General features: G+C 58.4%; 25 protein-coding genes. 5 read left to right on the top strand and 20 right to left on the bottom strand.

Annotation, left to right across the window (positions count from 1 at the left end):
* Positions 1-76: 76 nt before the first annotated feature.
* A complete protein-coding gene (locus PHX60_RS06095; protein WP_300075851.1) occupies positions 77-1,495 on the top strand; it encodes a PLP-dependent aminotransferase family protein in 1,419 nt (472 codons plus the stop codon).
* A 2-nt stretch (positions 1,496-1,497) separates the two neighbouring features.
* On the opposite strand, the gene ccoG is transcribed toward PHX60_RS06095, so the two are convergent.
* Positions 1,498-2,943 (bottom strand): cytochrome c oxidase accessory protein CcoG, encoded by a 1,446-nt coding sequence (gene ccoG / locus PHX60_RS06090; RefSeq protein ID WP_300075849.1) that lies wholly within the window; start codon positions 2,941-2,943, stop codon positions 1,498-1,500.
* A gap of 231 nt (positions 2,944-3,174) precedes the next feature.
* Here ccoG and PHX60_RS06085 point away from each other — a divergent pair, with 231 nt between their 5' ends.
* Positions 3,175-3,996, top strand: a complete 822-nt coding sequence (locus PHX60_RS06085; RefSeq protein WP_300075847.1) for a hypothetical protein — start codon at positions 3,175-3,177, stop codon at positions 3,994-3,996.
* Positions 3,997-4,020: 24 nt separating this feature from the next.
* Here the strand turns inward: PHX60_RS06085 and ahpF are convergent, their stop codons facing one another.
* Both ahpF and ahpC read right to left on the bottom strand, forming a co-directional pair.
* The gene (gene ahpF / locus PHX60_RS06080; protein ID WP_300075845.1) at positions 4,021-5,577 is read right to left on the bottom strand and encodes an alkyl hydroperoxide reductase subunit F; all 1,557 of its coding nucleotides are present in this window, start codon (positions 5,575-5,577) and stop codon (positions 4,021-4,023) included.
* A gap of 99 nt (positions 5,578-5,676) precedes the next feature.
* Positions 5,677-6,240: an alkyl hydroperoxide reductase subunit C gene (ahpC, locus tag PHX60_RS06075; RefSeq protein ID WP_300075843.1), complete on the bottom strand. Its 564-nt coding sequence runs from the start codon at positions 6,238-6,240 to the stop codon at positions 5,677-5,679.
* A 169-nt stretch (positions 6,241-6,409) separates the two neighbouring features.
* Between ahpC and bfr the strand changes: the two genes are divergently transcribed.
* A complete protein-coding gene (gene bfr, locus PHX60_RS06070; RefSeq protein ID WP_300075841.1) occupies positions 6,410-6,886 on the top strand; it encodes a bacterioferritin in 477 nt (158 codons plus the stop codon).
* A gap of 40 nt (positions 6,887-6,926) precedes the next feature.
* Here bfr and PHX60_RS06065 read toward each other — a convergent pair whose 3' ends face one another.
* Complete coding sequence (locus tag PHX60_RS06065; RefSeq protein ID WP_300075839.1) at positions 6,927-7,442, bottom strand: hypothetical protein; 516 nt, start codon at positions 7,440-7,442, stop codon at positions 6,927-6,929.
* A 150-nt stretch (positions 7,443-7,592) separates the two neighbouring features.
* Between PHX60_RS06065 and PHX60_RS06060 the strand changes: the two genes are divergently transcribed.
* The gene (locus PHX60_RS06060; protein ID WP_300075837.1) at positions 7,593-8,240 is read left to right on the top strand and encodes a response regulator transcription factor; all 648 of its coding nucleotides are present in this window, start codon (positions 7,593-7,595) and stop codon (positions 8,238-8,240) included.
* Positions 8,227-10,047: a hybrid sensor histidine kinase/response regulator gene (locus tag PHX60_RS06055; protein ID WP_300075835.1), complete on the top strand. Its 1,821-nt coding sequence runs from the start codon at positions 8,227-8,229 to the stop codon at positions 10,045-10,047. The genes PHX60_RS06060 and PHX60_RS06055 overlap by 14 nt, the downstream gene beginning before the upstream one ends.
* 15 nt (positions 10,048-10,062) lie before the next feature.
* Here PHX60_RS06055 and PHX60_RS06050 read toward each other — a convergent pair whose 3' ends face one another.
* The 16 genes from PHX60_RS06050 to PHX60_RS05975 all read right to left on the bottom strand — a co-directional run bounded on the left by PHX60_RS06050 (position 10,063) and on the right by PHX60_RS05975 (position 24,063).
* Positions 10,063-10,473, bottom strand: coding sequence for a hypothetical protein (locus PHX60_RS06050; protein ID WP_300075833.1), 411 nt, complete (start codon positions 10,471-10,473; stop codon positions 10,063-10,065).
* A 59-nt stretch (positions 10,474-10,532) separates the two neighbouring features.
* Positions 10,533-11,198 (bottom strand): LysE family translocator, encoded by a 666-nt coding sequence (locus tag PHX60_RS06045; protein WP_300075831.1) that lies wholly within the window; start codon positions 11,196-11,198, stop codon positions 10,533-10,535.
* 17 nt (positions 11,199-11,215) lie between these two features.
* A complete protein-coding gene (locus PHX60_RS06040; protein ID WP_300075829.1) occupies positions 11,216-11,440 on the bottom strand; it encodes a hypothetical protein in 225 nt (74 codons plus the stop codon).
* The gene (locus PHX60_RS06035) at positions 11,433-11,855 is read right to left on the bottom strand and encodes a BLUF domain-containing protein (RefSeq protein ID WP_300075827.1); all 423 of its coding nucleotides are present in this window, start codon (positions 11,853-11,855) and stop codon (positions 11,433-11,435) included. The genes PHX60_RS06040 and PHX60_RS06035 overlap by 8 nt, the downstream gene beginning before the upstream one ends.
* A 3-nt stretch (positions 11,856-11,858) precedes the next feature.
* Positions 11,859-12,560: a GTP cyclohydrolase I gene (gene folE / locus PHX60_RS06030; RefSeq protein ID WP_300075825.1), complete on the bottom strand. Its 702-nt coding sequence runs from the start codon at positions 12,558-12,560 to the stop codon at positions 11,859-11,861.
* 43 nt (positions 12,561-12,603) lie between these two features.
* Entirely contained in the window at positions 12,604-13,833 is a 1,230-nt protein-coding gene (gene clsB / locus PHX60_RS06025; RefSeq protein ID WP_300075823.1) for a cardiolipin synthase ClsB, read from the bottom strand.
* 12 nt (positions 13,834-13,845) lie between these two features.
* Positions 13,846-14,613: an endonuclease/exonuclease/phosphatase family protein gene (locus tag PHX60_RS06020; RefSeq protein ID WP_300075994.1), complete on the bottom strand. Its 768-nt coding sequence runs from the start codon at positions 14,611-14,613 to the stop codon at positions 13,846-13,848.
* 5 nt (positions 14,614-14,618) lie between these two features.
* The gene (locus PHX60_RS06015) at positions 14,619-15,437 is read right to left on the bottom strand and encodes a curli production assembly/transport component CsgG (RefSeq protein ID WP_300075821.1); all 819 of its coding nucleotides are present in this window, start codon (positions 15,435-15,437) and stop codon (positions 14,619-14,621) included.
* A 4-nt stretch (positions 15,438-15,441) separates the two neighbouring features.
* The gene (locus tag PHX60_RS06010) at positions 15,442-16,371 is read right to left on the bottom strand and encodes a restriction endonuclease (RefSeq protein ID WP_300075820.1); all 930 of its coding nucleotides are present in this window, start codon (positions 16,369-16,371) and stop codon (positions 15,442-15,444) included.
* 69 nt (positions 16,372-16,440) lie between these two features.
* Positions 16,441-18,243, bottom strand: coding sequence for an aspartate--tRNA ligase (gene aspS, locus PHX60_RS06005; RefSeq protein WP_300075818.1), 1,803 nt, complete (start codon positions 18,241-18,243; stop codon positions 16,441-16,443).
* Positions 18,244-18,273: 30 nt separating this feature from the next.
* The gene (locus PHX60_RS06000; RefSeq protein WP_300075816.1) at positions 18,274-18,912 is read right to left on the bottom strand and encodes a DUF502 domain-containing protein; all 639 of its coding nucleotides are present in this window, start codon (positions 18,910-18,912) and stop codon (positions 18,274-18,276) included.
* A gap of 10 nt (positions 18,913-18,922) precedes the next feature.
* Positions 18,923-19,246, bottom strand: a complete 324-nt coding sequence (locus tag PHX60_RS05995; protein WP_300075814.1) for an FmdB family zinc ribbon protein — start codon at positions 19,244-19,246, stop codon at positions 18,923-18,925.
* An 89-nt stretch (positions 19,247-19,335) separates the two neighbouring features.
* Entirely contained in the window at positions 19,336-20,793 is a 1,458-nt protein-coding gene (locus tag PHX60_RS05990) for a sodium:solute symporter family protein (protein WP_300075812.1), read from the bottom strand.
* A gap of 60 nt (positions 20,794-20,853) precedes the next feature.
* Positions 20,854-22,425 (bottom strand): ubiquinone biosynthesis regulatory protein kinase UbiB, encoded by a 1,572-nt coding sequence (ubiB, locus tag PHX60_RS05985; protein WP_300075810.1) that lies wholly within the window; start codon positions 22,423-22,425, stop codon positions 20,854-20,856.
* Positions 22,422-23,027 (bottom strand): hypothetical protein, encoded by a 606-nt coding sequence (locus tag PHX60_RS05980; RefSeq protein WP_300075809.1) that lies wholly within the window; start codon positions 23,025-23,027, stop codon positions 22,422-22,424. Before PHX60_RS05980 ends, ubiB begins: the two co-directional genes overlap by 4 nt.
* A 46-nt stretch (positions 23,028-23,073) precedes the next feature.
* Entirely contained in the window at positions 23,074-24,063 is a 990-nt protein-coding gene (locus tag PHX60_RS05975; protein WP_300075807.1) for a Tim44-like domain-containing protein, read from the bottom strand.
* Positions 24,064-24,071: the final 8 nt, after the last annotated feature.

Genomic DNA, 24,071 nt, shown 5'->3' with positions numbered 1-24,071 from the left:
CACCTGATGCTAACTTGGTTCCAGTGCTGCACTCGCAGCGCTCTCGCGCGGCTGCATTTTGTTGCCTAAAAACCGCATGAAACGTTACGAAATTTTAGCCGCTGATATTGCCAGCTCTATCCATAGCGGGCTGTTGCGCCCTGGTGACCGCTTGCCGTCGGTGCGCCATACCTGCACCAGCCGGGGGGTGAGCGCATCCACGGTGTTTCAGGCTTACTACCTGCTAGAAGCGCGTGGTTTGGTGCAAGCGCGTGAACGCTTCGGCTATTTTGTCAACCCCAGCTTGCGCCGTGCGCCGCCAGAGCCAGAACGGCCCTCCCAGCCCAGCAACGAAGCCATTGCCGTCGATGTGAGTGAGCGGGTGTTTGAGGTGCTGCAATCGAGCATGGCGCGGCAGGTGGTGCCACTGGGGTCGGCCTTTCCCAGCCCGCTGCTGTATCCACTGCAACGCCTAGGCCAATGCCTGGCCGCCAGCGCACGCACGCTTGACCCTTGGAGTACGGTGGACGACCTCACCCCCGGCCATGCGGGTTTGCGCCGCCAAATCGCTCTGCGCTATCTGGCCGCCGGGGTTGCCGTGCCCGCCGAAGACATTGTGATTACCAATGGCGCGCTGGAGGCGCTCAATCTGTGCCTGTCTGCCGTGACCCGGCCTGGGGATGCAGTGGTGGTGGAATCCCCCACCTTTTATGCCGCCTTGCAAGCGTTGGAGCGCCAAGGGCTGCAAGCCATCGAGGTGCCCACCCACCCGCGCGAGGGCATTGATTTAGCGGCGCTGGAGGCTGCCATTGTGCGCCACCGCCCCCAAGCCTGTTGGCTGATGACCAACTTTCAGAACCCGCTGGGCAGTTTGTTGCCTACGGCCAAGAAGAAAGCGCTGGTAGAACTCATCACGCGCTACCAACTGCCGCTGATTGAAGACGATGTCTATGCCGAACTGTATTTCGGCGACCAGCGTCCGCTGCCCGCCAAGGCGTTTGATACCGAAGGGCTGGTGCTGCATTGCTCTTCGTTTTCCAAATGTTTGGCACCGGGCTACCGCATCGGCTGGGCCGCACCGGGACGCTTTGCCCGTGCCGTAGCACGGCAAAAGCTCACCACTACACTCAGTGCCTCGGTGCCGGTACAAATGGCGCTGGCGCTGTATTTAGAGCAAGGGGGCTTTGACAAGCATTTGCGTAAATTGCGCCAGACATTTATCGCACAGCAGGCGCAGTTTGCCGAGGCGGTAGGGCATTACTTTCCCGTAGGCACGCGCGCCACCCGGCCCGAGGGTGGCTACTTTTTGTGGGTCGAGTTGCCCGAGGGCTGCGATGCACTGCGCCTGCACCAACAGGCGCTGGCCCAGCACATCAGCATCGCGCCGGGGCCTATCTTTTCGGCATCGCACGCTTTTAGCCATTGCTTGCGCCTGAACTACGGCCATGCTTGGAACGCCCGCACCGAGCAGGCCTTGGCCACGCTGGGTCAACTGGCCGGTGCAGGGCAGACATAGCATCAGCGTGGCAACAAGAAGGTGGTGTTCTCGCGCAGCGCCAGCCCCGGCTGCCCCAAAGCGACAAAATCTAGCGCCACCGGATGGGGGCCGCTGGGCAGAGCATCGTGGGGCGCGCGCAAGCGCAGCACCACCCAGCGCGAACTGGCGGCCTGCACTTCTACCTCGGCCTCTGACGCAACCTGCAAACCCGCAATGCCACTGGCGGTGATGCGGTAGCGTTGGGGTTGCTCGGTGGCATTGGCCATCTGTAAGCGATAGACGTTTTCTACCTGCCCTGGCCCTACCTGCCGCGCCAGCACACCCCGGTCACGAATCACATCCACTTTCAAGGGAGTCCGCACCGCCAAACTGGCCACCATCGCCACCGTCAGGGCCACCAGTGCCACGCTATAAATCAGCACACGCGGGCGCAGTACGCGCCGCAATACCTGCGCCGCGCCCCAACCTTGGGCCAAGGCATTGGCTGTGGTGTAACGAATCAGGCCACGCGCATACTGCATTTTGTCCATCACCGAGTTGCAGGCATCTACACACAAGCCACAACCGATGCACTCGTACTGCAAGCCCTTGCGGATGTCGATGCCCACCGGGCACACCTGCACGCACAAGGTGCAGTCAATGCAATCGCCCAGCCCTTGCGCTTTGGCATCTATGGTTTTGCTGCGTGGCCCGCGCGTCTCGCCGCGCGCAGCATCGTAGGTAACAATCAGCGTGTCAGGGTCAAACATTGCACTCTGAAAACGCGCATAGGGACACATGTATTTGCAGATTTGCTCGCGCAAAAAGCCCGCATTGCCATAGGTCGCCAGTGCATAAAACAGCACCCAGAAAATTTGCCAGCCACCTTGCAGCGCCATGACTTCTAGCGCCAGCGTGCGAATGGGGACAAAGTAACCGACAAAGGTAAAGCCTGTCCACAGTGCCACGGCCAGCCACAAAAATTGCTTGAGCGATTTGCGCCACAGCTTATCGGTCGTCCAGCGCGAAGCATCCAGACGCAGGCGCGCGCTGCGGTCGCCTTCGATATGGTGTTCAATCCACAAAAAAATCTCGGTATAGACCGTCTGCGGGCAGGCAAAGCCACACCACAAGCGCCCTGCCACCGCTGTGAACAAAAACAGCGATAGCGCCGAAATAATCAGCAAGGCTGTCAGGTAGATAAAGTCTTGCGGGTACAGCAGCCACCCAAACAGGTAAAAGTGCCGCTGCTCCAAATCGAACAGCAACATCTGGCGCCCGTTCCATTGCAACCACGGCACGATATAAAAGAACAGTTGTGTCAGCCAGACCATAATCCAGCGCCAGCGTGCCAGCACCCCCTTGATAGAGCGCGGCTGAATTTTGACCTGCGCCGCGTAAAACGGAACCGAGGCCGCAGGCTCTGGGGTGATGGGAATGACTTTGCGCGCTACGGGCGCAGGTGGAGGAAGAGAAGGGTCAGACATAAAAGGCCTTGCAACAAGGGCTGGTGGGCGCACACAACGCCCCCGGCTTCAAGACCTCCACTATGGAATGGCAGGCGCATAGATAACAGCAGCAGATGCGGCTATCTGGTGCCTATCAGATGCAGCCACGCCCCTGCTTGGTGGTTTAAGGTCTCCGTGACACCCACCAAGCCCGCCTGCGCGCACGCAAAACAGGGCCACAATCGGTCTTTTTTCCAAACGGAGCGCCCTATGCCAGACCACATTACCCGCCCAGACACCAGCACCTTGCAAACGGCATGTCACGGCATCGCCCAGTCGGTGGCCAGCTCGATTGTGGAGGCGCTGGTCGAGCCACTGCGCCATGAAATCGAAGCAAAAATTAACGCGATGATTGCAGAGGCGACCAAAGACGTACACAGCAAAATTGCCGCAGCTTTGGCGCAGATTCAGCCGATTCAAATTCCGATTAATTTGTTGGCGCAACCGGTGGTGCCGCCTTTTTCCAGCGCAGCACCGCCGATTGCGCCCGCTACGGTACAAGCGGCTCCAGTTGTCGTACAAGAAGCAACACCCACAAGCGTGCAGCCGACGCAGCCGTTTGCACCCGCTACGGCTAAAGTAGCTGAAGCGGTTCAAGTAGCTCCAGTGCCTCCAGTAGCCCCACCCGCACCAGCCGCCGCACCCCAAGCCGTGGGCAGCCAAGACGCGCAAGACACCAGAGACATCCCGCTGAAAAAAGACCCCCAGCGCACGCCGAAACAAAGTGGCAAAAACTTTGCTGCCACTATCGTTGGCTTGATGCCGGGGCAGGCGCACATGATTAAAAGCGATTTCAAATTCGCCAAACTGGCCTTTGTGCCTGCCGATGCACGCAACAGCACCCAGCTGGTGGCCTTATCCAAAAGCAACAATCCTGTCCTTTTCATGACCGATTTCATCCGCCATGCCTCGGTGGACAGTGTGCGTGCCGCCCACGGCAATTGGGTTTACGTCAGCGGCGGCATGAGTTCTTTGCGTGAGAAGCTGCGCGAACTGTATGCCCAATACCAAGTCGCGCACCAGTTCGGTTGAGGAAAACAGCAGCTTGTAGGGTGGTCAGTGCCGAATCAAGTGGTCAAAGGCGCTTAGTGCCGCCTTGGCACCTTCGCCGGTGGCAATGATGATTTGCTTGTAGGGCACGCTGGTGCAATCTCCGGCGGCAAACACGCCTGGCACATTGGTGTGGCCTTTGGCATCAATGACAATCTCGCCCATGCGGTTCAGTTCCACCGTGCCCTTGAGCCAATCGGTGTTGGGCAATAGGCCGATTTGCACAAAAATCCCTTCCAATGCCACCTGCTTGATTTGCTCGTTGCTGCGGTCTTTGTAGGTGATGCCGGTGACTTTGTGGCCATCGCCATTCACTTCGGTGGTTTGGGCATTCAAAATAATGTCCACATTGGGCAGGCTACGCAGTTTGCGTTGCAACACGGCATCGGCTTTGAGTTCGGCGGCAAACTCCAGCACCGTGACATGGGCCACCACACCGGCCAAATCAATCGCTGCTTCCACCCCCGAGTTGCCGCCACCAATCACCGCCACGCGCTTGCCCTTGAACAGTGGGCCATCGCAGTGGGGGCAGTAGGTCACGCCCTTGGTGCGGTATTGCTCCTCGCCGGGCACGTTCATGTTGCGCCAGCGTGCGCCCGTGGCCAAAATCACCGACTTGCTACGCAAGCTGGCCCCGTTCTCTAATTGCACCTCAATCAGGCCGCCAGCTTCGGCTGCTGGAATCAGGGCTTTGGCGCGTTGCAGGTTCATGACATCGACTTCATAGTCGCGCACATGGTGTTCCATCGCGGCGGCCAATTGGGGGCCTTCGGTTTTACGCACCGAGATGTAGTTTTCGATGTCCACGGTATCGAGTACCTGGCCGCCAAAGCGTTCGGCGGCTACGCCGGTGCGAATGCCTTTGCGTGCTGCATAAATAGCCGCCGCCGCGCCAGCGGGGCCACCGCCCACCACCAAGACTTCAAATGCTTCTTTGGCGCTGATTTTTGCGGCTTCTTTGGCGCTTGCACCGGTATCAATTTTGGCGACAATCTCGGCCAGCTCCATGCGGCCTTGGCCGAATTTTTGGCCATTTAAGAAGACGGTCGGCACGCCCATAATCTCGCGCGCTTCAATCTCTTGCTGGAACACGCCGCCATCAATCGCGGTGTGCGTGATGCGCGGATTGAGCACACTCATCAGGTTGAGCGCCTGCACCACGTCGGGGCAGTTGTGGCAGCTGAGCGAATAATAAGTTTCAAAGTGGAAATCACCGTCCAAGGCGCGCACCTGCTCCAGCAGGTCGGCGGCTTCTTTGGAGGGGTGGCCACCCACTTGCAGCAAGGCCAGCACCAGCGAGGTAAATTCATGGCCCAGCGGTACACCGGCAAAGCGCGGACCGCTATCTTGGCCGGGGTTGGTAATCAAGAACGAGGGCTTGCGTGTATCCGCATCGTTGTTTTCAACCACTGTCACCTTGTCGGAAACAGAAGCAACATCGTGCAGCAGTTCTTTCAGCTCGCGCGACGTGGCGCTGTCGTCCAGCGAGGCCACCAGCTCCACTGGGCGTTGCAGGCGCTCCAAGTAGGACTTCAATTGGGCTTTGAGGTTGTCGTCAAGCATGAAAAAACTCCTGAAAAATGCAAATTTTGGCTAAAAAAAACCCAGGCGCCAGGCACCTGGGCGTTTTTAGAGGGTCAGTACAGTGTGGCGCAGGCCAGCTTAGATTTTGCCGACCAGGTCAATCGACGGAGCGATGGTCTGCGCGCCTTCCTTCCATTTGGCGGGGCAGACTTGGCCGGGGTTGGCGGCGGTGTACTGGGCAGCCTTGAGCTTACGCAGGGTTTCGGACACATCGCGGGCAATCTCGTTGCTGTGAATTTCAGCAGTCTTGATTTGGCCTTCGGGGTTGATGATGAAAGTGCCGCGCAGTGCCAAACCTTCTTCAGGGATATGCACGCCAAAGGCGTTGGTCAGGGTGTGGGTAGGGTCGCCCACCAGCGGGAACTTGGCCTTGCCCACGGCAGGGCTGGTTTCGTGCCAAACCTTGTGGCTGAAGTGGGTGTCGGTGGTCACGATATAGACCTCGGCACCGGCTTTTTGAAAGGCTTCGTAGTTGTCCGCTGCGTCTTCAATCTCGGTGGGGCAGTTGAAGGTGAAAGCAGCGGGCATGAAAATCAGCACCGACCATTGGCCCTTGAGGGTTTCATTGCTCACTTCGACAAACTTGCCGTTGTGGAAGGCTTGGGTTTTGAAGGGTTGGACTTGGGTGTTGATCAGGGACATTGCGGTTTCCTTTTGGTGGTTGAAACGGGATACAGGACGAAGTATGGCCCAAAGCAGCGTGTGCATCCAATGGATTGCTTCGATGGATTCGATACCTTTTGTCTATGCTGCACGTTTTACGCGCAAGCCGCACAATAGCAACTTATTTTCTCACCACTAGGAGCGCACCATGAAGGGTGACACCCAAGCCATCGGCCACTTGCAAGCCCAGCTCAAAAACGAGCTGACGGCCATCAACCAGTATTTTTTGCACTACCGGATGCTCAAGCATTGGGGCTTTGACAAGTTGGCCAAGAAAGAGCATTCCGAGTCCATCGGTGAGATGAAGCACGCCGATTGGCTGATAGACCGTATCTTGATGATTGATGGCCTGCCCAATCTGCAAGACTTGGGCAAGTTGCAAGTGGGCGAAACGGTGCCCGAGATTTTGGCCTGCGATTTGCGCCTAGAGCAGGGCGCGCAAGCCACCATCAAACAAGGCATCGCCCACTGCGAAAGCGTGCGCGATTACGTTTCGCGCGATTTGCTGCAAAAAATCTTGGATGACACCGAAGAGCACATCGACTTTTTGGAAACCCAGCTCGAACTCATCGACAAAGTGGGTCTGCAAAACTACCTGCAATCACAAATGGGCACGCCAGAATAAGGCAGCCATCACCAAGGCCACTACCTGCCGCCGCTTGCTTTTATCCGACAGCACGGGCGGGTGCTTGTCGAGCAGCAGCGGCCAAGGCGCGCTTGTTGCGTAGGCGTGGCACATGCACTGCTTTGGGTGCGCCATTGATGGCCGATAGCCCTAGCATCAGCGTGACGGTGGGGGCTTCGGGGCGCTCGTCGCAGGGGGGGTAGGGGCGGTAAATACCATTGCCACCGCCCACAAACGGCACGGCATGAAACACCATGCGAACACTGCCTCGCTGGCCACCAAAGGGCAGCACGCGCAAGCGCGCCCCCAGCGCCAGCACCAAGCCCATCGGGCCTTCGCGGTGTAGCAAATCGGTGCGTACCACTTGCCAGTTGGCACCATCGTCTAAGGAGTATTGCCAGACGCCAATTTGTGCGTCCAGGCGTTCAATCACAATGCCGGCCAGCAGCGGCACTTCGCTGCAATGCAGGGCCACGATGTCTTCTACGCTGTTGCCCCCCAGTGGGCCGGGATGGGCATGAGAGCGGGCGGTACGGATGTCTATGGGAGCGCTCATAGCAGGGTCCTTTGAAATTTGGCCATCGTGCCGAGTGTTTTGATAGCAATATTCAATCGGCAGGTGCCAGTCTAAAAACATGGACCGGCTTCGTCTATCGCCCAAAAAGACTAGATGCAATGGGGTCTTTCTGCGTGATACTCAAAGACTATGCCTGCTACCTTGCTGCTGGTCGATGACCACACTTTGTTTCGTACCGGCCTGCGCCTGATTGTTCAAGACCATCCCAGCGTGGCCTCCATTGCAGAGGCCGGTTCTATCGCCCAAGCCTGTGCTTTGGCGGTGCCCGCTTTGGATTTGGTGCTGCTCGATATTCAGCTGCCCGGCATGAGCGGTTTGGATGGTCTGCACCTGCTACGCAAAAGTTACCCGCAGGCGCGCATTGTGTTGGTGTCGGCCAGCATGGCCCCCGATGCGGTGCGCGAGGCGCGCTTGCGCGGCGCCGATGGCTTTTTGCCCAAGTCTGCTGGGGCGCAAGATATTTTGAATGCCATTACCTTGGCCTTGGCCGGGCAGCCTTGTTTTCCGCCCGAAGTGGCTTGTCCGGCACCGACTGGTTTGGGCGGCACGGCCAGCCCTGCGTTAACGGCACGGCAATTGGATGTCTTGACGCTGCTGTGCAGTGGCAAACCCAACAAAGTGATTGCCCGCGATTTGGGTTTGAGCGAAAACACCGTGCGCGTGCATGTGGCGGCCATTTTTAGCCAATTGGGGGTCAATAGCCGCAGTGCTGCACTGTTGCAGGCGCAGCGCTGGGGCTTGGTCAGTGCGCCGGTGCCACACGATGGCAGCTACTGAGCCATCTTCGTCGATACCATCCTCGCCTTGGCAGGCGTGGTGCCATTGGGTGGTAGGCCCAGACCGTGATGAAATGCTGGCCGAGCAGGTAGTGCTGTTACGGCGCAGTTTCCCCATGACTTTGGGGGCCTCGCTACTGACCTCGTTGGGCACGGTGTGGGTGATGGGGCTGGTGATACCGATGTACGCCGTTTTGTGGTGGTTTGCCACCCATTTAGTGGTGGTTACTGGGGTGTATGCGGGTTTGCGTCCTTTGCCGCGCGCACACAAAACGCCACGCCAAGATGCTTGGCGCTTGATACAGTGCATGGCCGCTATGGGCCTGATTTGGGGCAGTTTGGGGCTGATTATTTGGTGGTTTAGCCAAGACTCTACCGATGCGGTGGTGTATTACGTCGGCATCCTCAGTACCGTGTCCTCGGGGGCTTTGGGTTTGGGCGCGCCCATGTACCGGGCCTACGTTGTCTATTTAAGCTGTGCGGTGGTGGGGGCCTTGGTTGCCTTGCTGCTGACCAAAGGCGCGGTCACCATCCCTGCGATGGCGATGGTGGGGGTTTATTACAGCCTGACGTGCTTGCACGCACGCAATCTGGCCAAAGCCGCGCGCGATAGCATCGAAATTAAATTTGAAAACCAACGCTTGGTGGTGCAATTGCGCGCCCAAACGCAACGTGCGCTAGAGGCGCAAGAAGCCGCTGAGCAGGCCAATCAGGATAAATCGCGTTTTTTGGCCGCTGCCAGCCACGATTTGCGCCAGCCTTTGCACGCGATGGGCTTGTTTTTAGAAACTTTGCAGCGCAGTCCGCTCAATGCCCACCAAACCTTGGTGTTGGGCCATGCGCGCAGCGCTTCGGCGGCGGCGGCAGAAATGCTCACTACCTTGCTCGATTATTCGCGCTTAGAAGCCGGGGTGGTCAAGGCGCACCGTGCCCCGTTTGCGGTGCAGCCGCTGTTGTCGGCGCTAGAGCAAGAATTTGGCGGTCAGGCCGATGTGGCCGGGCTGGTTTATCGCACGCATGAAACTTCGGCTGCCGCACTGGCCGACCGGGCTTTGGTGGATTTGGTGATGCGTAACCTGATTTCCAATGCCCTGCGCTATACCCAGCAAGGCGGGGTGTTGATTGCTTGTCGCCAGCGCCGCGCGCGGCTGGCGCTGGAAGTGTGGGATACCGGGGTGGGTATTGCGCCCGAGCAGCAAGAAGAGATTTTTCGGGAGTTCCACCAATTGGGCAACCCAGAGCGTGACCGGCGCAAAGGGCTGGGTTTGGGCTTGGCCATCGTCAAACGTTTGGTGGCCGAAATGGGCACACAGGTAGAAGTATTCTCTTGTGTGGGCCGGGGTTCGGTGTTTCGGCTGTGGCTAGACGCTTGGCATGGGCCCTTGCTGCTCGATGAGCATGCCGATAGCAATGAGCAGATACGGCGCTTGGTCGGCCTGCGCGTCTTGGCCATTGATGACGATGAGGCGGTGTGTTTGGGGATGCAGTCTTTGCTGCAAAGTTGGGGTTGCGCTTGTAGCACGGCTTCATCGGCCCGCGAGGCCCTGGTGGGGCCTATGGCCGGGCACGCTGCCCCCGATGTCATCATTACCGATTTTCGGCTGCGCGAGGGCGAAACCGGCAAAGAGGTGTTAGAGCAGTTGCGCGCCCATTGGGGCCAGCAAGTGCCTGCCATCATCCTGACGGGCGATACCTCGCCCCAGCGCCTGCGCGATGCCCAATCGACCGCCGCGCTGCTATTGCACAAGCCGGTGTCGAGTGAGCAGTTGATTGGCGCGATGGTGCAGTTGCTGCCGCGCAAAGTGTGAGCGGCCTTGTGTTTTTTAGCGTGGCCGTGGGCGGTCTTGGGGGTCACGGGGTTGTACGTCGGTGACATCTGACTGTTCCAGCATAAAGCGTGAAAATTGGCTCTCGGGCCATTCACCGGGGGTTTCGCGCTTTTCGGTCACGTCGGTGATGTCGTCGTCATTGTGGGGGGTGGGCTGGCCTTGGCGTGGGGCTGTCCAGGCATTTTGGCTACGCTGGTACATGGTGCGCCAACCAGCGCGTGGGTCTAGGGGCATCGTCCAAGGGGTGACGGGATGGCCGGTCAGGCGCGCCCACAAAGCGCGCAGGCTCCATACCAGTGCCAGTACCAGCCCCAAGCCCAAGAGGCCCAAAAAGACCAATACGCCCAGCAACAACAAAATGGCCCGCAGGCTCCAGCGGATGAGAACCGCAATCAAATCAGCCACAGCAAATTCCTTAGTCTGGCCGGATTTTATGGAAAACCCAACCGTGCCTCACCTGTGCCTCATTCAGGTAAGGCCAATTCGCTGCTGAGCAGGCGCAAGGCCAAGGCTAAAAAAACCAACCCGGCCAATTTATCTAGCCAGCTTTGGGCGTGGGCATGGCGTTGCAGCAAAGTGGCAAAATACCCCGAAAAACAGGCAATAGCACCAAACACCAACAAGGTGGCCAGCATAAATACCAGCCCCAGCCATAAAACTTGGCTGGCAATGCTGCCTTGGGCTGGGTGGGTAAATTGCGGCAAAAAGGCCAAAAAAAACAGCAATACCTTGGGGTTGCTTAGGTTCATCAGCAGGCCCCGGCCTACCATGCGTGCCAAAGCCGTGGGGCTGGCAGCGGTGGATGTGGTAGGCCCAATCGCCGTAGCGCTGGCGCTGCCTGCTGGGCGTGGGCGCAGAGCTTGCCAAGCCAGCCATGCCAAATAAACTGCACCTGCTATTTGCAACAAACTGAAGGCCAGTGGCAGCGTGGCCAATACGGCGGCCAGCCCCAAGGCCACAGCGCTGGTATGCACCAGCAGCCCCAAACACAAGCCCAACACCACGGCCAAGCCTACGCGCACACCGCGCTGCATGGATTGCACCAGCACAAACAGGTTGTCTGGCCCCGGTGTCAGGGCCAATAACAAGGCTACGCCAAAAAAATTGAATACAGTGGAAAACGTAGGCATCACACGGCCAGCAGTTGCTAAGGCGTTACCCGGCGCAGGGGACGCTGGCAACCAGGGCCAGCAAAGGGCGTGCTGGAGGCCGTCCAGCCGGGGCCGGGGGCATGTTGGGCGCAAACCGGGGCGCCCCCGCTGCTGTGCTGCCAGTAGTACCACGGCGCGGGTGCTGCCTCTAAGCCGTGGCCTGTGAGCAAGCCTATCAACAAGGCAAGCGGTGCCAGTAAACGCAGGTGTTGTTTAGGCACGGCCAATGATGGAGGCGGTAGCCATCAGCTCTTCTAGCAGCGCCAGCGATACTTCTCCCGATACCGCGTAGGGGTCTAGCGCGGGGCGTTCGGAGTATTTGAGCAGCGTAGAGTGGTTGATTTTGGACAAATTGGCTTGGCCCATCGTCCAGCCACCAAAGCGGCGCTCGGTAATTTCTTGGTAGTAAAGTAATTCGACTTGGCGGTGGCGTGGGTCGCGCAAAATTTGGCCATACAGGGCATTGACGGCAGAACGTCCACCTTCAATGGCTTGCAAGAAAATGCCATCGCCATAGCACAGCACACCAGTAATGCCGTTGCTGGGATTGTGTTCGCGCGATTGGGCCAAAATAGTTTCAATCGCTTGGCGTGAGGTGTCGGCCACGCGGCTGGCATAGAGTAAACGGACAAGCATGGCTTAGTTCTTTCGGGGCAGCAAAGACAAAAATTCGCGCCGCAGTGCCGAGTCTTTGAGAAACACGCCGCGCATGACGGAGTTAATCATTTTGCTATCTGGCTCGCGCACGCCGCGCCAAGACATGCAAAAGTGGCTCGCTTCCATCACAATCGCCAGCCCGTCGGGCTGGGTTTTTTCCATAATCAGGTCGGCCAGTTGAATCACCGCTTCTTCTTGGATTTGTGGGCGGTTCATAATCCAATCTACCAAGCGGGCGTATTTGGACAGCCCAATCACGTTGGTGTGTTCGTTGGGCATGATACCAATCCAGATTTTTCCCATGACGGGGCAAAAGTGGTGGCTGCAAGCGCTGCGTACCGTTAGCGGGCCGACAATCATCAGCTCATTGAGGTGTTCTGCGTTCGGAAACTCAGTAATGGTCGGTGGCTCTACGTAGCGGCCTTTGAACACCTCCAGCAGGTACATTTTGGCCACGCGCCGGGCGGTGTTGTTGGTGTTGTGGTCGTTGTCGGTGTCAATCACCAAGCTGTCGAGTACGCCCTGCATTTTGGCTTCTACTTCGTCCAGCAGCAGTTCCAATTCGCCCGGTTGCAAAAACTGGGCGATGTTGTCGTTGGCGTGCGCGCGTTTGCGCGCCGCAGTAATGCGTTCACGGATTTTGACGGAGACCGGGATGCCTGCGTCGGGGGTATCTGGTGTCATGGTGGCGCCCAGTGGTCAGTAAATGGCTTCATCGTACCAGTGCTTAATATTTTTTTCCGTGCAACCACAGAGCTGCCCGTACTAGCGCAAAGGCTATCCGGTCTAAGAGGCGCACGCGCCAAGGCCGTTGGGCATAGCGCGTGGGGTCTAGTACACGTCCGGCTTGCTGCATGGCATCCAGCAGCCGCTGGCGCAGGGCCAGGGCAAATTGGCTGTCTTCTAAGACTACATTGGCCTCGCGCGCCAGTAGCAAACTCAGGGGGTCTAAATTGGACGAGCCTACCGTCACCCACGGGCGTGTTGTTTGGGCATCAATCACCGCGACTTTGGCATGTAAAAAGCTGGGTTCGTATTCATGGATTTCGATGCCAGCGGCTAGCAAAGCGCCATACACCGGTCGCGCACCGTGGTATTGCAAAAAATACTCGTAGCGCCCTTGCAGTAGCAGTTGCACGCGCACCCCGCGTTGGGCTGCCAATACCAAGGCGCGGCGCAGTTTGCGTCCGGGCAAAAAATAAGCATTGGCAATGATGATTTCTTCGCGTGCGGCGGCAATGGCGCGCAAATAGGCTTTTTCGATGCGGGCGCGGTGGCGCAGGTTGTCGCGCAACAACAAACTGGCTTTTGGCACGGCGCTATGGGTGGGTGGGCTGCGATGGCGTGCCGCTTGGGCAGCGCGCAAAGCATGCACTGCCGCTGGCAATTGATAGCGGCGTATATTTTGCACCGCCACCATGCGCTGCCAGAGGCGCTCCATCGTGTCGCTGGCTTGTAGCACCAAGCGTCCCACCCATGGCCCACTCAGTTGCACGGCAAAATCTAAGCGTGGTGCTATCAGGGTGCCGTGGTTGGGGTCATGAAAATCATCCAATATGTTGATGCCACCGCAAAACAGCGTGTCGCCATCAATGACGCACAATTTACGGTGCAATCGCCGCCAGCCACTGGGCAAAAGCAGCCCCAACAGGCCCAAGGGTGCATACACCAAACAACGTACCCCCGCTGCCCGAAAGCGTAGCCGCCATGCGGCTGGCAAGCGTCCGGTGCCCACGCCATCGACCACCACGCGCACATGCACGCCGCGTTGGGCCGCGCGCTCTAAGGCCTCGGCTACCGTGGTTCCGGTGCCGGTAAAGTCAAATAGATAGGTTTCAAACTGTACGTCGGTGTGCGCTGCATCCAGCGCCGCAATCAGTGCCGGAAAGAACTCTGCCGCCCCTTGCAGCAGGCGGATTTGCGGCCCATCGCCCTCCTCAGTAGCTATATCCAGCACAGGCACTTGCTTTTAAACCCGAAACTCGGCCACCAGTGGCAAATGGTCGGACATGCGCCACCAGTTGCGCCCGCGTGGTACTTGTAGCCCCAGCGGCTCTAGGCCGCGCACATACACATGGTCTAGTTGCACGATGGGCAAGCGGGCGGGGTAGGTGAAGGCCCGATGGGTCGGGGTTTCCTCGTACTCGTGTAGGCCGAAACCGGCCAACATGCGTTTGATTTGCTGGCCCCAATCGTTAAAGTCTCCAGCCACTACCAAGGGGCTGGCGCGGGGCACTTCGCGTTCGATAAACGCCTGCAAGCGGTGAATTTGGCGCACCCGGCTGCCCGGAATCAAGCCTAAATGCACCACCACTACATGCACGGGCCGCGTTTGTATCGCTAGCTCTACATGCAGCAACCCGCGCTGCTCAAAACGGTGGTCAGAAATATCTTCGTGTTGGTGCCCTAGTACCGGCCAGCGGGTGAGCAAGGCGTTGCCATGTTCACCATGCCGGGTGATGGCGTTGGTGCGGTAAATGGCGGTGTAGCCTTCGGGGGCCAAAAACTCGGCTTGGGGCATATCAGGCCAGTGGGCAAAGTATTGGGCCTCGCGCCGGTGCAGTTTGCGTACCTCTTGCAAGCAAATGATGTCGGCATCCAACTGCTGTACGGCTTGTCCCAAATTGTGGATTTCTAGCCGCCGCGTTGGGCCTATGCCTTGTACGCCTTTGTGGATGTTGTAGGTGGCAATCCGCAAATGCTCGGGCTGGCGTGGTGGCAAAACCAAGGAGGACATATTCATCAGGGTTTAGGTGCATCGGTGCGTGTTGGGATGGCCGGTGGCAGCGGTTTGGCCTGCAGGGTGCGCAGTTGTTGCACCAAATGGTTATGGGCATCCAAAAAGGCAGCAGCAATCACTTTGCCTTCGTTGGTGTTGCTCCAACCGGCCCCAGCCGCCCCGCCCAACTGGCCTAGCACCAGTCCGCCCACCCCCAAATCGGTCGCGCGGGCGGCACCAGTGGCTGCTGCCACCTGTTCGGTGGTTTCGTTGTCAGATAACAGCAGCGCGGTTTGTGCTTCTTTGAACTTGACCTGTTCGGCCAGCCCGATCAGCCCGGCCATGTCACGCAGCACTGGAATCAGGGCCAAAATGCCCGCCAGCCCTTGGCCCGCATTTTGTTCGCTGAAGGTTAGGCTGGGAGTCAGGGTGTATTGGGCCTCGTAGCCACGCCCTTTGGCGATGGTGGAACCCTCTTGGCGCAGTACGCCAGCTTCTTTCAACTCTTGTTCTTGCACTGTGCCACGCAATCCGGCGGCCCGATCAACCACGCGCAGGCAACCGCTTTGTTGCGCCAGCAGTTTGACCAGCGGCACCGGGGAGGCGGGCAAGTGCCCACCAGCACCCATGACGTAGCCATGTGGGTTCTCTGCCAGCGCCACTGTCGCCACGGGCGCATCGCAGCGCACCAATTCGGCTGTTGCCCCTTGAGCGCCTTGAGGGCCTGCCGACCCAGTGACCACGGAGCCGCCTTGGCCGAGTTCGATTTTCTTCTCCCCACAGCCTGCCAGCCCTAAGGCCAAGCATGTCAGCACCACGACAAGCGGTTTGATTCTTGGCATGGTTTTATTCCTCACTGAAAAAATCGGAGTCCAAACGCTTCAGATGGTAAATAGCCGCCACCGAAACTCCTAAATCATGCTCTACCATCAAGTCGGCCAATCTGGCACCATCAATCAACACCAGCCGGTATTGGCTGGATGCCGCATAAGCTTTGGCCTCTTGGGTAAAACTGGACGTAGTGATGAATACGCCTTTAGTCGCCCGTTGTCCGGCCAATGCACCGACGAATTTCATGATTTCTGGTCGGCCTACCACCCCTTCCCAACGCTTGGCTTGCAGGTAGATGGAATCTAAGCCCAAGCGGTCTTCGTTGATGATGCCATCGATACCGCCATCACCCGATTTACCCACGGCCTGCCCAGCTTCTTGGCGGCTGCCGCCATAGCCCATTTTGATCATCAACTGCACCACCAACTGTTCAAAAAACACCGGGCTGCAAGACTTGACCGAGGCCAACACCTCATCGGCTAAGGCGCGGCGCAGGGCTTGGTGGGCTTGTTCAATCGCTTCTTGGGGGGTCACAGATGCCTCTGGAATGTCGATGGCGGTGGGCATTGCATCGGCGCTGGGTGCTGGATGGTTTGCAGGCGGCAAGGCCAGTGCTTGGGCGTATTCTGGAAACTGCTGCAACCAAGCCATGTGAATGCGCGCGGGTGGCTGGGCCAATACCTGCAAACCCCTATCGGTGATTTGGAATGCACCGCGCCGGGGAAACTCTAGCAAACCCGCCTTTTTCAGATGGGTCTTGGCCCACGACAGGCGGTTGTAAAACAGTGGAGCCCGGCCACTGGGCAACAACTCGGCTCGCTCTAGCTCGGTCAGTTCGTATTGCTGCGATAACAACTCCACCGCCTGCCGGAACTCATGCACCTTGCCATCGGCCAGCGATTGCAACAGGGGCAGCATCAGGGTTTGAAAATCAGGAATGGACATGCGAAGCCAGAAAAAAAGGGCACCTGAGGTGCCCTTGCATTCTGCCTGCAAACCGGTGCAGTGGGGGGATTAGCCCGCCTTCACAGCATCGGGGTTACGCAAGCGGATATGCAGCTCGCGCAGTTGCTTCTCGTCCACCGGGCTGGGGGCTTGGGTCAGCAAGTCTTGGGCGCGTTGGGTTTTCGGGAAGGCAATCACGTCGCGGATGGATTCAGCACCCGTCATCAGCGTAATCAGGCGGTCTAAACCAAAGGCCAAGCCACCATGCGGGGGCGCACCGTATTGCAACGCATCGAGCAGGTAGCCAAACTTGGCGCGCGCATCTTCGGGGCTGATATTGAGCGCCGCAAACACCTTGCTTTGCACATCAGCGCGGTGGATACGCACCGAGCCACCGCCCAGCTCCCAGCCATTGAGTACCATGTCGTAGGCTTTGGCGATGCAAGCACCGGGGTCGGTGTCCATCAGGTTTTCGTGGCCGTCTTTCGGGCTGGTGAAGGGGTGGTGAACAGCCGTCCAGCGGTTTTCTTCTTCGTCGTGCTCAAACATCGGGAAATCCACCACCCACAGCGGAGCCCAGCGGTCTTCAAACAGGCCGTTTTTCTTGCCAAATTCGCTGTGGCCCACTTTCAGGCGCAGTGCGCCGATGCTGTCATTGACCACCTTTTCTTTGTCAGCACCAAAGAACAGCAAATCGCCATCTTGGGCATCGGTACGCTTGAGAATCTCGGCAATGGCGGCATCGTGCAGGTTTTTCACGATGGGCGATTGCAGACCCTCGCGGCCCTTGGCGACTTCGTTCACCTTAATCCAGGCCAAGCCCTTGGCACCGTAGATTTTGACGAACTCGGTGTATTGGTCAATTTCGCCACGCGAAATTTGTGCGCCACCGGGCACGCGCAGCGCTACCACGCGGCCACCCTTGGTGGTAGCGGGGGTAGAGAACACCTTGAAATCCACGTCCTTCATGACTTCGGTCAGCTCGGTAAATTCGAGCTTGACGCGCAGGTCGGGCTTGTCCGAGCCAAAGCGGCGTGCAGCCTCTTGGTAGCTCATGATGGGGAACTCGCCCAAATCGACGTTCAATTGTTGCTTGAACACTTCGGTAATCATGCGCTGGAAAATGGCGCGGATTTCTTCTTCGTTCAAGAACGAGGTTTCGCAGTCAATCTGCGTGAACTCGGGCTGGCGGTCAGCGCGCAGGTCTTCGTCGCGGAAGCACTTGGTAATTTGGTAGTAGCGGTCGTAGCCCGATACCATCAGCATCTGTTTGTAGAGCTGGGGCGACTGGGGCAGAGCAAAGAATTGGCCGTCGTGGACGCGGCTGGGCACCAGATAGTCGCGTGCGCCTTCAGGAGTGCTCTTGCCCAACATCGGGGTTTCGATGTCGATAAAGCCTTCTTGGTCTAAGAAGTTGCGTACTTGGATGGCGGTTTTGTAGCGCAGCATCATGTTGCGCTGCATGTAGGGGCGGCGCAAGTCCAGCACGCGGTGCGTCAGGCGGGTAGTTTCGGACAGGTTGTCTTCGTCAATTTGGAACGGAGGTGTCACCGACGGGTTCAGCACGTTCAACTCGTGGCACAGCACCTCGATTTTGCCGCTTTTGAGGTTCTCGTTGGTCGTGCCTTCGGGGCGGGCGCGCACCAAACCTTTGATTTGCACGCAAAACTCGTTGCGGATGCTCTCGGCGGTTTGGAACATCTCGGGGCGGTCAGGGTCGCACACCACCTGCACATAGCCTTCGCGGTCACGCAGGTCAATAAAAATCACACCACCGTGGTCGCGGCGACGGTTCACCCAGCCGCACAGGGTAACGGTTTGGCCCAACAGGGCATCGGTCACAAGACCGCAATAGTGGGAGCGCATAGCCATGACAAAACTTCCAGCGCCGTTGCAGGCGCGTTAGGGGTTGGGGGGTAGCTGGGCCGCAGCCACCGCCAAGGGATCAACAGGGGCTACCACCCCCATAGAGACAATGTAGCGCAGCGCCGCATCGACGCTCATTTCCAGCTCGACGCATTCGCTTTTACGCACCATGACAAAATAACCGCCCGTGGGGTTGGGCGTGGTGGGCACATAGACACTGACAAACTCGTCGCGCAGGTAGCTGGCTACTTCTCCTGCCGGTGCGCCAGTGATGAAGCCCAGCGTCCAAACGCCTTCGCGTGGCCACTGCACCAGCACTGCCGTGCGAAAGGCATTGCCGCTTTCAGAAAACAGCGTATCCGATACCTGCTTGACGCTGGAGTAAATCGAGCGCACCACCGGAATGCGATGCACGACCGCATCGCCCCACTGCACCAATTTACGGCCAGCAAAATTGCTGGCAAAAGCGCCCACGGTAAGCAAAATCAGCAGTGTGAGCAGCACCCCAAAGCCGGGCATATGAAAGCCCAATACTTTGTCGGGGTGCCAGTCTTGCGGCAGGATAAGCAGCGTTTGGTCGAGCAGCCCCACAATCCAGTTGAGCACCGATAGCGTGATCGCTCCAGGAACAATCACCAGCAGGCCGGTGAACAGCCATTTGCGTAGGGCAGACATGGGCAACACTTTAGGCTTTGGTAGGGGGGGCGGCGCTGCTGGCGCTGTCGGTGGTGGGGGTCGGCTTGGCCGCCTCGGTGCTGCTGGGGGTTGCCGTATCGGTAGTAGCGCCGGTTTTATCGCTGGTGGCGGGTGCGGCAGTGCCGCCGCTGCCGCCACGGAAGTCGGTCACGTACCAACCCGAACCTTTGAGCTGGAAACCGGCCGCCGTCACTTGTTTGCTGAAGCTGTCGGCGCCACAAGCCGGGCACTGCGTGAGGGGCGCATCGGACATTTTTTGCAGCACATCCTTGGCATGGCCACAGGAGCCGCATTTGTAGGCATAAATAGGCATATTACTTTGGGCCTGGACTGAAAGTGCAAAGCCTTCAATTATAGGCTGCCCTCTTGACGCTGCGGTGTCACTGCGCTAACCCCCAAAGCTTAGTGGGCTGGGCTGCCTTGGTAGTGTGGCACATGGCCCTTGTGGTCGGGGATGAACTGCGGCAGCAAAGAGCCAGCCAACATCCCCACCAAGGCGGCCAACAAGCCCGCTAACTGCTGTGGAAAAGCCTCAGACAGCATCGGGCTGGCAATGAACAGCAACCAAACGCCCAAGCCCAATACCACCGCCAGCAAAGCCCCTTGGGTGGTGGCGCGCTGCCAGTACAGGCCAAACACCAAGGGGATAAAAGCCCCTACCAGTGGCACTTGGTAAGCGCCCGACACCATCTCGTAAATGGAGGTGCCTTGCATGGTGATAGCATAGGTAAGCACACAAGCGGTAAATACCAATACTGACATCCGCATGGCCTTGAGCGTCAGGGCATCGCTCATGCCGGGGCGCAGATTGCGCAAGATGTTTTCGACAAAAGCGGTGGAAGGGGCCAACAAGGTGGCCGAGGCCGTGGACATGATGGCCGACAGCAAAGCACCAAAAAAGGCAATTTGCAGCACCAAGGGCATGCGTTCCATCACCAGCGTGGGCAAAATCTTTTGTGGGTCGTCTTGCAACAAGGCACGGGCGGTGTCGGGCATGATGAGCACCGCCGAGGCCACGACAAACATGGGGATAAAGGCAAACAGCAGATAAAGCAAGCCACCAATCACCGGGCCAATGCGGGCGGTGCGCGCGCTGTCGGATGACATCACGCGCTGAAACACGTCTTGCTGTGGAATTGAACCCAACATCATAGTGATGGCCGAAGCGATGAAGAAGCTCCACTCTTTAAAACCGCCGTCTTGCGGAAAGAATTGGAACTTGCCCTCGCGCGCGGCGAAATCCACCACCTTGTCGGCCCCACCGGCCAAATCAGCAGCAAACCAAGCAATGGCAATCAGGCCCAAGCCAATCACAATCATTTGCACAAAATCGGTCAGGGCGACCGACCACATGCCACCGTACAGGGTATAGACCAGCACCACCAGCGTGCCAACCACCATGCCCACAGTAATAGACATGGCCCCCTGCGTGAGCAGGTTAAACACCAAACCCAAGGCGGTAATTTGCGCCGCCACCCAGCCCAAGTAACTAAAAATAATGATGATGGAACACAGTACTTCTACCGCACGGCCATAACGCTGGCGGTAGTAATCGCCCAGCGTAATCAGGTTTTTCTGGTACAGCTTGTAGGCAAAAAACAGCCCCACCAGTACCAAACACATCGAAGCACCAAACGGGTCTTCCACCACCGCCCCCAAACCCTTATCAACAAACCGGGCGGACACGCCCAGCACCGTTTCCGAGCCAAACCAGGTGGCAAAGGTGGTGGCAATCACCACCGCCAGCGGCAGGCTGCGCCCTGCCACGGCGTAGTCGGCGGTGTTATGTACCTTGGTGGCAGCAAACAGGCCCACAGCAATGGAGGCCAGCAAATACAGAGCGATGAAGGTAATCAGCATGGGCAACTCCGCCAAGCCGGAAGTGAAAAATGCCGCGCATTATGCGGGCAAGCGCCCAAACTAAAACACCCGCACCCGAATAATGAATTGCATCACCAATAGGCCGAGCACAAAACCGCCGCCGCTATACAGCAAGGCTTGCAATAAGCGATTGGTGCGGCGTTGTTCTTGCAGCAGTTGTTGTAGCTCACTCGGGGCTGTGGTTTTGGCGCTGCGTTGCTGCATTTGCTCGTACAGCAGGCGTGGGAGCGCAGGCAATAGTTTGGCGTAATGCGGTGCTTGGGCGCGCAACTCTTGCCACAGACGCTGTGGCCCCATTTGGTCGAGCATCCACTTCTCTAAGAAGGGTTTGGCGGTGCTCCACAAGTCTAGCTCGGGGTCGAGCTGGCGGCCCAAGCCCTCAATGTTGAGCAGTGTTTTTTGCAGCAGCACCAGTTGCGGTTGGATTTCGACATTGAAGCGCCGTGAGGTTTGGAACAGCCGCATCAATACCATGCCCAAGGAGATCTCTTTCAGTGGGCGATCGAAATAAGGCTCGCAGACGGTGCGGATGGCGGCTTCTAGGTCATTGACGCGCGTCTCTGGCGGTACCCAGCCGCTTTCAATGTGCAATTCGGCCACGCGCTTGTAGTCGCGCCGGAAGAACGCAGTAAAGTTTTGCGCCAGATATTCTTTGTCAATCTCGGTCAGGGAACCGACAATGCCAAAGTCTAAAGAGATGTAGCGCCCTAGGGTTTCTGGGGCCAAGCTGACTTGGATATTGCCGGGGTGCATATCGGCATGGAAAAAGCCATCACGGAACACCTGGGTAAAGAAAATAGTCACGCCGTCGCGTGCCAGTTTGGGAATATCCACCCCGGCCTCGCGCAGTTTGTCCACTTGGCTGATGGGCACACCGTACATGCGCTGCATCACCATGACTTCGGGGTGGCAAAAGTCCCAGTAAATCTCTGGAATCAACACCAAGTCCAAGCCGTCCATGTTGCGCCGCAGTTGGGCCGCGTTGGCGGCTTCGCGCACCAAATCCAGCTCGTCGTGTAAATAATTGTCAAACTCGGCCACGACTTCGCGCGGTTTGAGGCGTTTGCCATCGCTGGATAGGCTTTCTAACCAACCGGCCATCATTTTCATTAGCGCCAAGTCTTTGTCAATGACGGGCAACATACCGGGGCGCAACACCTTGACTGCTACCTCGTGCAATTGGCCGTGCCGATCGCGCAGGGAGGCAAAGTGGACTTGGGCAATCGAGGCACTGGCTACCGGCACTCGCTCAAACGAGACAAACACTTCGGCCAAGGGTTTGCCAAAGGCGCGTTCAATCGTGGCCACGGCCACGTTGGAGTCAAACGGCGGTACGCGGTCTTGCAGTAAGGCCAATTCATCGGCAATGTCGGGTGGTAGCAAATCGCGCCGGGTAGAAAGCACTTGGCCAAATTTGACAAAAATCGGCCCTAGGCGCTCCAAGGCTTCGCGCAGGCGCTGGCCGCGCGGTGCGCGCAGGTTGCGCCCGACCGAGACCACACGCGCCAGCAAATGCAGCCAGCGGTGCTGAAAGCTATTCAGCACCAGTTCATCTAAACCATAACGCAGCGCTACCCAAACGATGGTAGCACCCCGAAACCAGCGGTTCATGGGATGGTGCGGTCGTCCGACCAAGTGGGTGCTGCACCGGGGCTGTGTGCTGCGGCGCTGTCCATGCCCTGTGCCGCTGCCATGCGGTTGCCGACAAATTGGCGCAAGGCTTGCGCTAAGCCACGCGCACCGTCGCACAGGGTACGGGCAGGCACATCGCCCAGCAGGCGGGCTAAGTCTTCTTCGATGTCCCAGCGCAGGTTGTCGGACAGCCATTGGATGTCTCCGGCAAACTGCACATCGCCATCAATCCGCACTGCGGGGCGCTCGCCACGCAGTGCCAATTGGGCCAAACCCAAGGGCGAGTCTTGCATGACCTCTAGGCGCAAATCAGGGGTGATGTCGTCATCAGCGGTATCGAACAAACCTGCGGGTGTGACTTGCAATGTGACAAAAAAGTGTCGCCATTGCACCTGCACGATGCGCCCAGACTGGCGCTCTAGGCGCTCCATCGCCGCAGGTTCTTGCTGTAGCACATGGTTGAGCAGCAGCACGGCGCGGTGCTGCACCTCGTGTACCAGCCAAGGGGGCGGGACAAGCCCGGGGGCAAGGCGCTCGAAAACGCTGCCAAGAATAGAAAAAGGGGACTGTGGTGTTGCCATAGTCCCCGATTATTCCTGAAGCGCACCCAGCGTTGCGCTGGTGTTGTTATTGCAAGGCTTGCACACCAGCCACCAACCAGCCGCTGCTGCCGGTTTTGGGCTTAGTCATGTTCCATACTTCGCGGAATGGATTAGGCCCAGCTGAGGCTTCTTCACGAATCAGGCCGGAGAACTCGACGCTGGCCATGTAGGCATCGCCCAAGTCTTCAATGCCCAGCAATTGGGCTTCTAACATCACCACATCAGTTTGGTTGGGTTGCTGCTCGCCCCGGTGGGTTTCGCGTTCGGCCAGTTGGCTGCGGATTTCGGCCAACATGCTATCGGTCATCATGGAGCGCAGGGTGGTCACGTCGGAGCGATCCCAAGCCGCTTGCAGGGTGATGAAGTTGCGTTTGGCTGCTTCGACGAAACCGGCCGTGTCAAAACCTTCTGGAATGCCCCAGTTTTGTGAACCCGACAGTGCCGAGCCAATCATGGAGCCACCAGAGGCAGGGCGGCTGTTTTCGAATGACATGCTGTTGCGCTCCCACGGGCGCGCCGAGGCATCGTTGCCCACTTTATCCGGGTTGTAGTCGCGCAACACCGGCGCATTGCCGGGTGCGCCAGCCCCTGCGCCCTGAAAGGCAAACGGCAAAGCACTGGCTGTATTGGTTGCTTGGCGTTTACGCAGCACCAGCCCGACCACGGCCAACACGGCGACGGCCAGCAGAGCAAACATCAGAAATTGGGCCAACCCTTCGCCAAAGCCCAAGGAGTGCGCCAGCCAAGCCAAGCCCAAACCAGCGGCCAAGCCGCCTAGCATAGCGCCCCAAGGCTTCTTGGGGGCCGCAGCCGGGGCTGCAGGTGCGGCGTTGGCTGGGCGCGGGGCGGCTTGGTTGAAGTTTTGTGTGGGCGCGCCGGGTGTGGCTTCGCGCTGGGTGACGTTGCTGGATTGTTGCCCGACCGATTTGCCACCGCCCAAGCGTTTGGCTTCAGCCTCGGGGTGGGCCACGATGACAGCGATTGCCAGCAGCAGGGCGGGCCAGAGTTTTTTCATGGGTGCTT

The organism is Giesbergeria sp. (assembly GCF_028686475.1).
In the GTDB taxonomy this organism is placed as follows: Bacteria; Pseudomonadota; Gammaproteobacteria; order Burkholderiales; family Burkholderiaceae_C; genus Simplicispira.
Note: the sequence above shows the minus strand (reverse complement) of the source record. Positions and strands in the feature narration are given on the sequence as shown.

Bases quoted from the DNA above. Each gene is read 5' to 3' on its own strand.
- PHX60_RS06010 (WP_300075820.1), bottom strand. From the start codon at position 16,371: ATGTCCATTCCTGATTTTCAAACCCTGATGCTGCCCCTGTTGCAATCG.
- folE (WP_300075825.1), bottom strand. From the start codon at position 12,560: ATGACACCAGATACCCCCGACGCAGGCATCCCGGTCTCCGTCAAAATC.
- bfr (WP_300075841.1), top strand. From the start codon at position 6,410: ATGAAGGGTGACACCCAAGCCATCGGCCACTTGCAAGCCCAGCTCAAA.
- PHX60_RS06045 (WP_300075831.1), bottom strand. From the start codon at position 11,198: ATGCCTACGTTTTCCACTGTATTCAATTTTTTTGGCGTAGCCTTGTTA.
- ahpC (WP_300075843.1), bottom strand. From the start codon at position 6,240: ATGTCCCTGATCAACACCCAAGTCCAACCCTTCAAAACCCAAGCCTTC.
- ubiB (WP_300075810.1), bottom strand. From the start codon at position 22,425: ATGAACCGCTGGTTTCGGGGTGCTACCATCGTTTGGGTAGCGCTGCGT.
- PHX60_RS06060 (WP_300075837.1), top strand. From the start codon at position 7,593: ATGCCTGCTACCTTGCTGCTGGTCGATGACCACACTTTGTTTCGTACC.
- PHX60_RS06055 (WP_300075835.1), top strand. From the start codon at position 8,227: ATGGCAGCTACTGAGCCATCTTCGTCGATACCATCCTCGCCTTGGCAG.
- PHX60_RS05975 (WP_300075807.1), bottom strand. From the start codon at position 24,063: ATGAAAAAACTCTGGCCCGCCCTGCTGCTGGCAATCGCTGTCATCGTG.
- PHX60_RS06085 (WP_300075847.1), top strand. From the start codon at position 3,175: ATGCCAGACCACATTACCCGCCCAGACACCAGCACCTTGCAAACGGCA.
- PHX60_RS06095 (WP_300075851.1), top strand. From the start codon at position 77: ATGAAACGTTACGAAATTTTAGCCGCTGATATTGCCAGCTCTATCCAT.
- PHX60_RS06020 (WP_300075994.1), bottom strand. From the start codon at position 14,613: ATGTCCTCCTTGGTTTTGCCACCACGCCAGCCCGAGCATTTGCGGATT.
- aspS (WP_300075818.1), bottom strand. From the start codon at position 18,243: ATGGCTATGCGCTCCCACTATTGCGGTCTTGTGACCGATGCCCTGTTG.
- PHX60_RS05995 (WP_300075814.1), bottom strand. From the start codon at position 19,246: ATGCCTATTTATGCCTACAAATGCGGCTCCTGTGGCCATGCCAAGGAT.
- ccoG (WP_300075849.1), bottom strand. From the start codon at position 2,943: ATGTCTGACCCTTCTCTTCCTCCACCTGCGCCCGTAGCGCGCAAAGTC.
- PHX60_RS06000 (WP_300075816.1), bottom strand. From the start codon at position 18,912: ATGTCTGCCCTACGCAAATGGCTGTTCACCGGCCTGCTGGTGATTGTT.
- PHX60_RS06065 (WP_300075839.1), bottom strand. From the start codon at position 7,442: ATGAGCGCTCCCATAGACATCCGTACCGCCCGCTCTCATGCCCATCCC.
- PHX60_RS06015 (WP_300075821.1), bottom strand. From the start codon at position 15,437: ATGCCAAGAATCAAACCGCTTGTCGTGGTGCTGACATGCTTGGCCTTA.
- ahpF (WP_300075845.1), bottom strand. From the start codon at position 5,577: ATGCTTGACGACAACCTCAAAGCCCAATTGAAGTCCTACTTGGAGCGC.
- PHX60_RS05990 (WP_300075812.1), bottom strand. From the start codon at position 20,793: ATGCTGATTACCTTCATCGCTCTGTATTTGCTGGCCTCCATTGCTGTG.
- PHX60_RS05980 (WP_300075809.1), bottom strand. From the start codon at position 23,027: ATGGCAACACCACAGTCCCCTTTTTCTATTCTTGGCAGCGTTTTCGAG.
- PHX60_RS06035 (WP_300075827.1), bottom strand. From the start codon at position 11,855: ATGCTTGTCCGTTTACTCTATGCCAGCCGCGTGGCCGACACCTCACGC.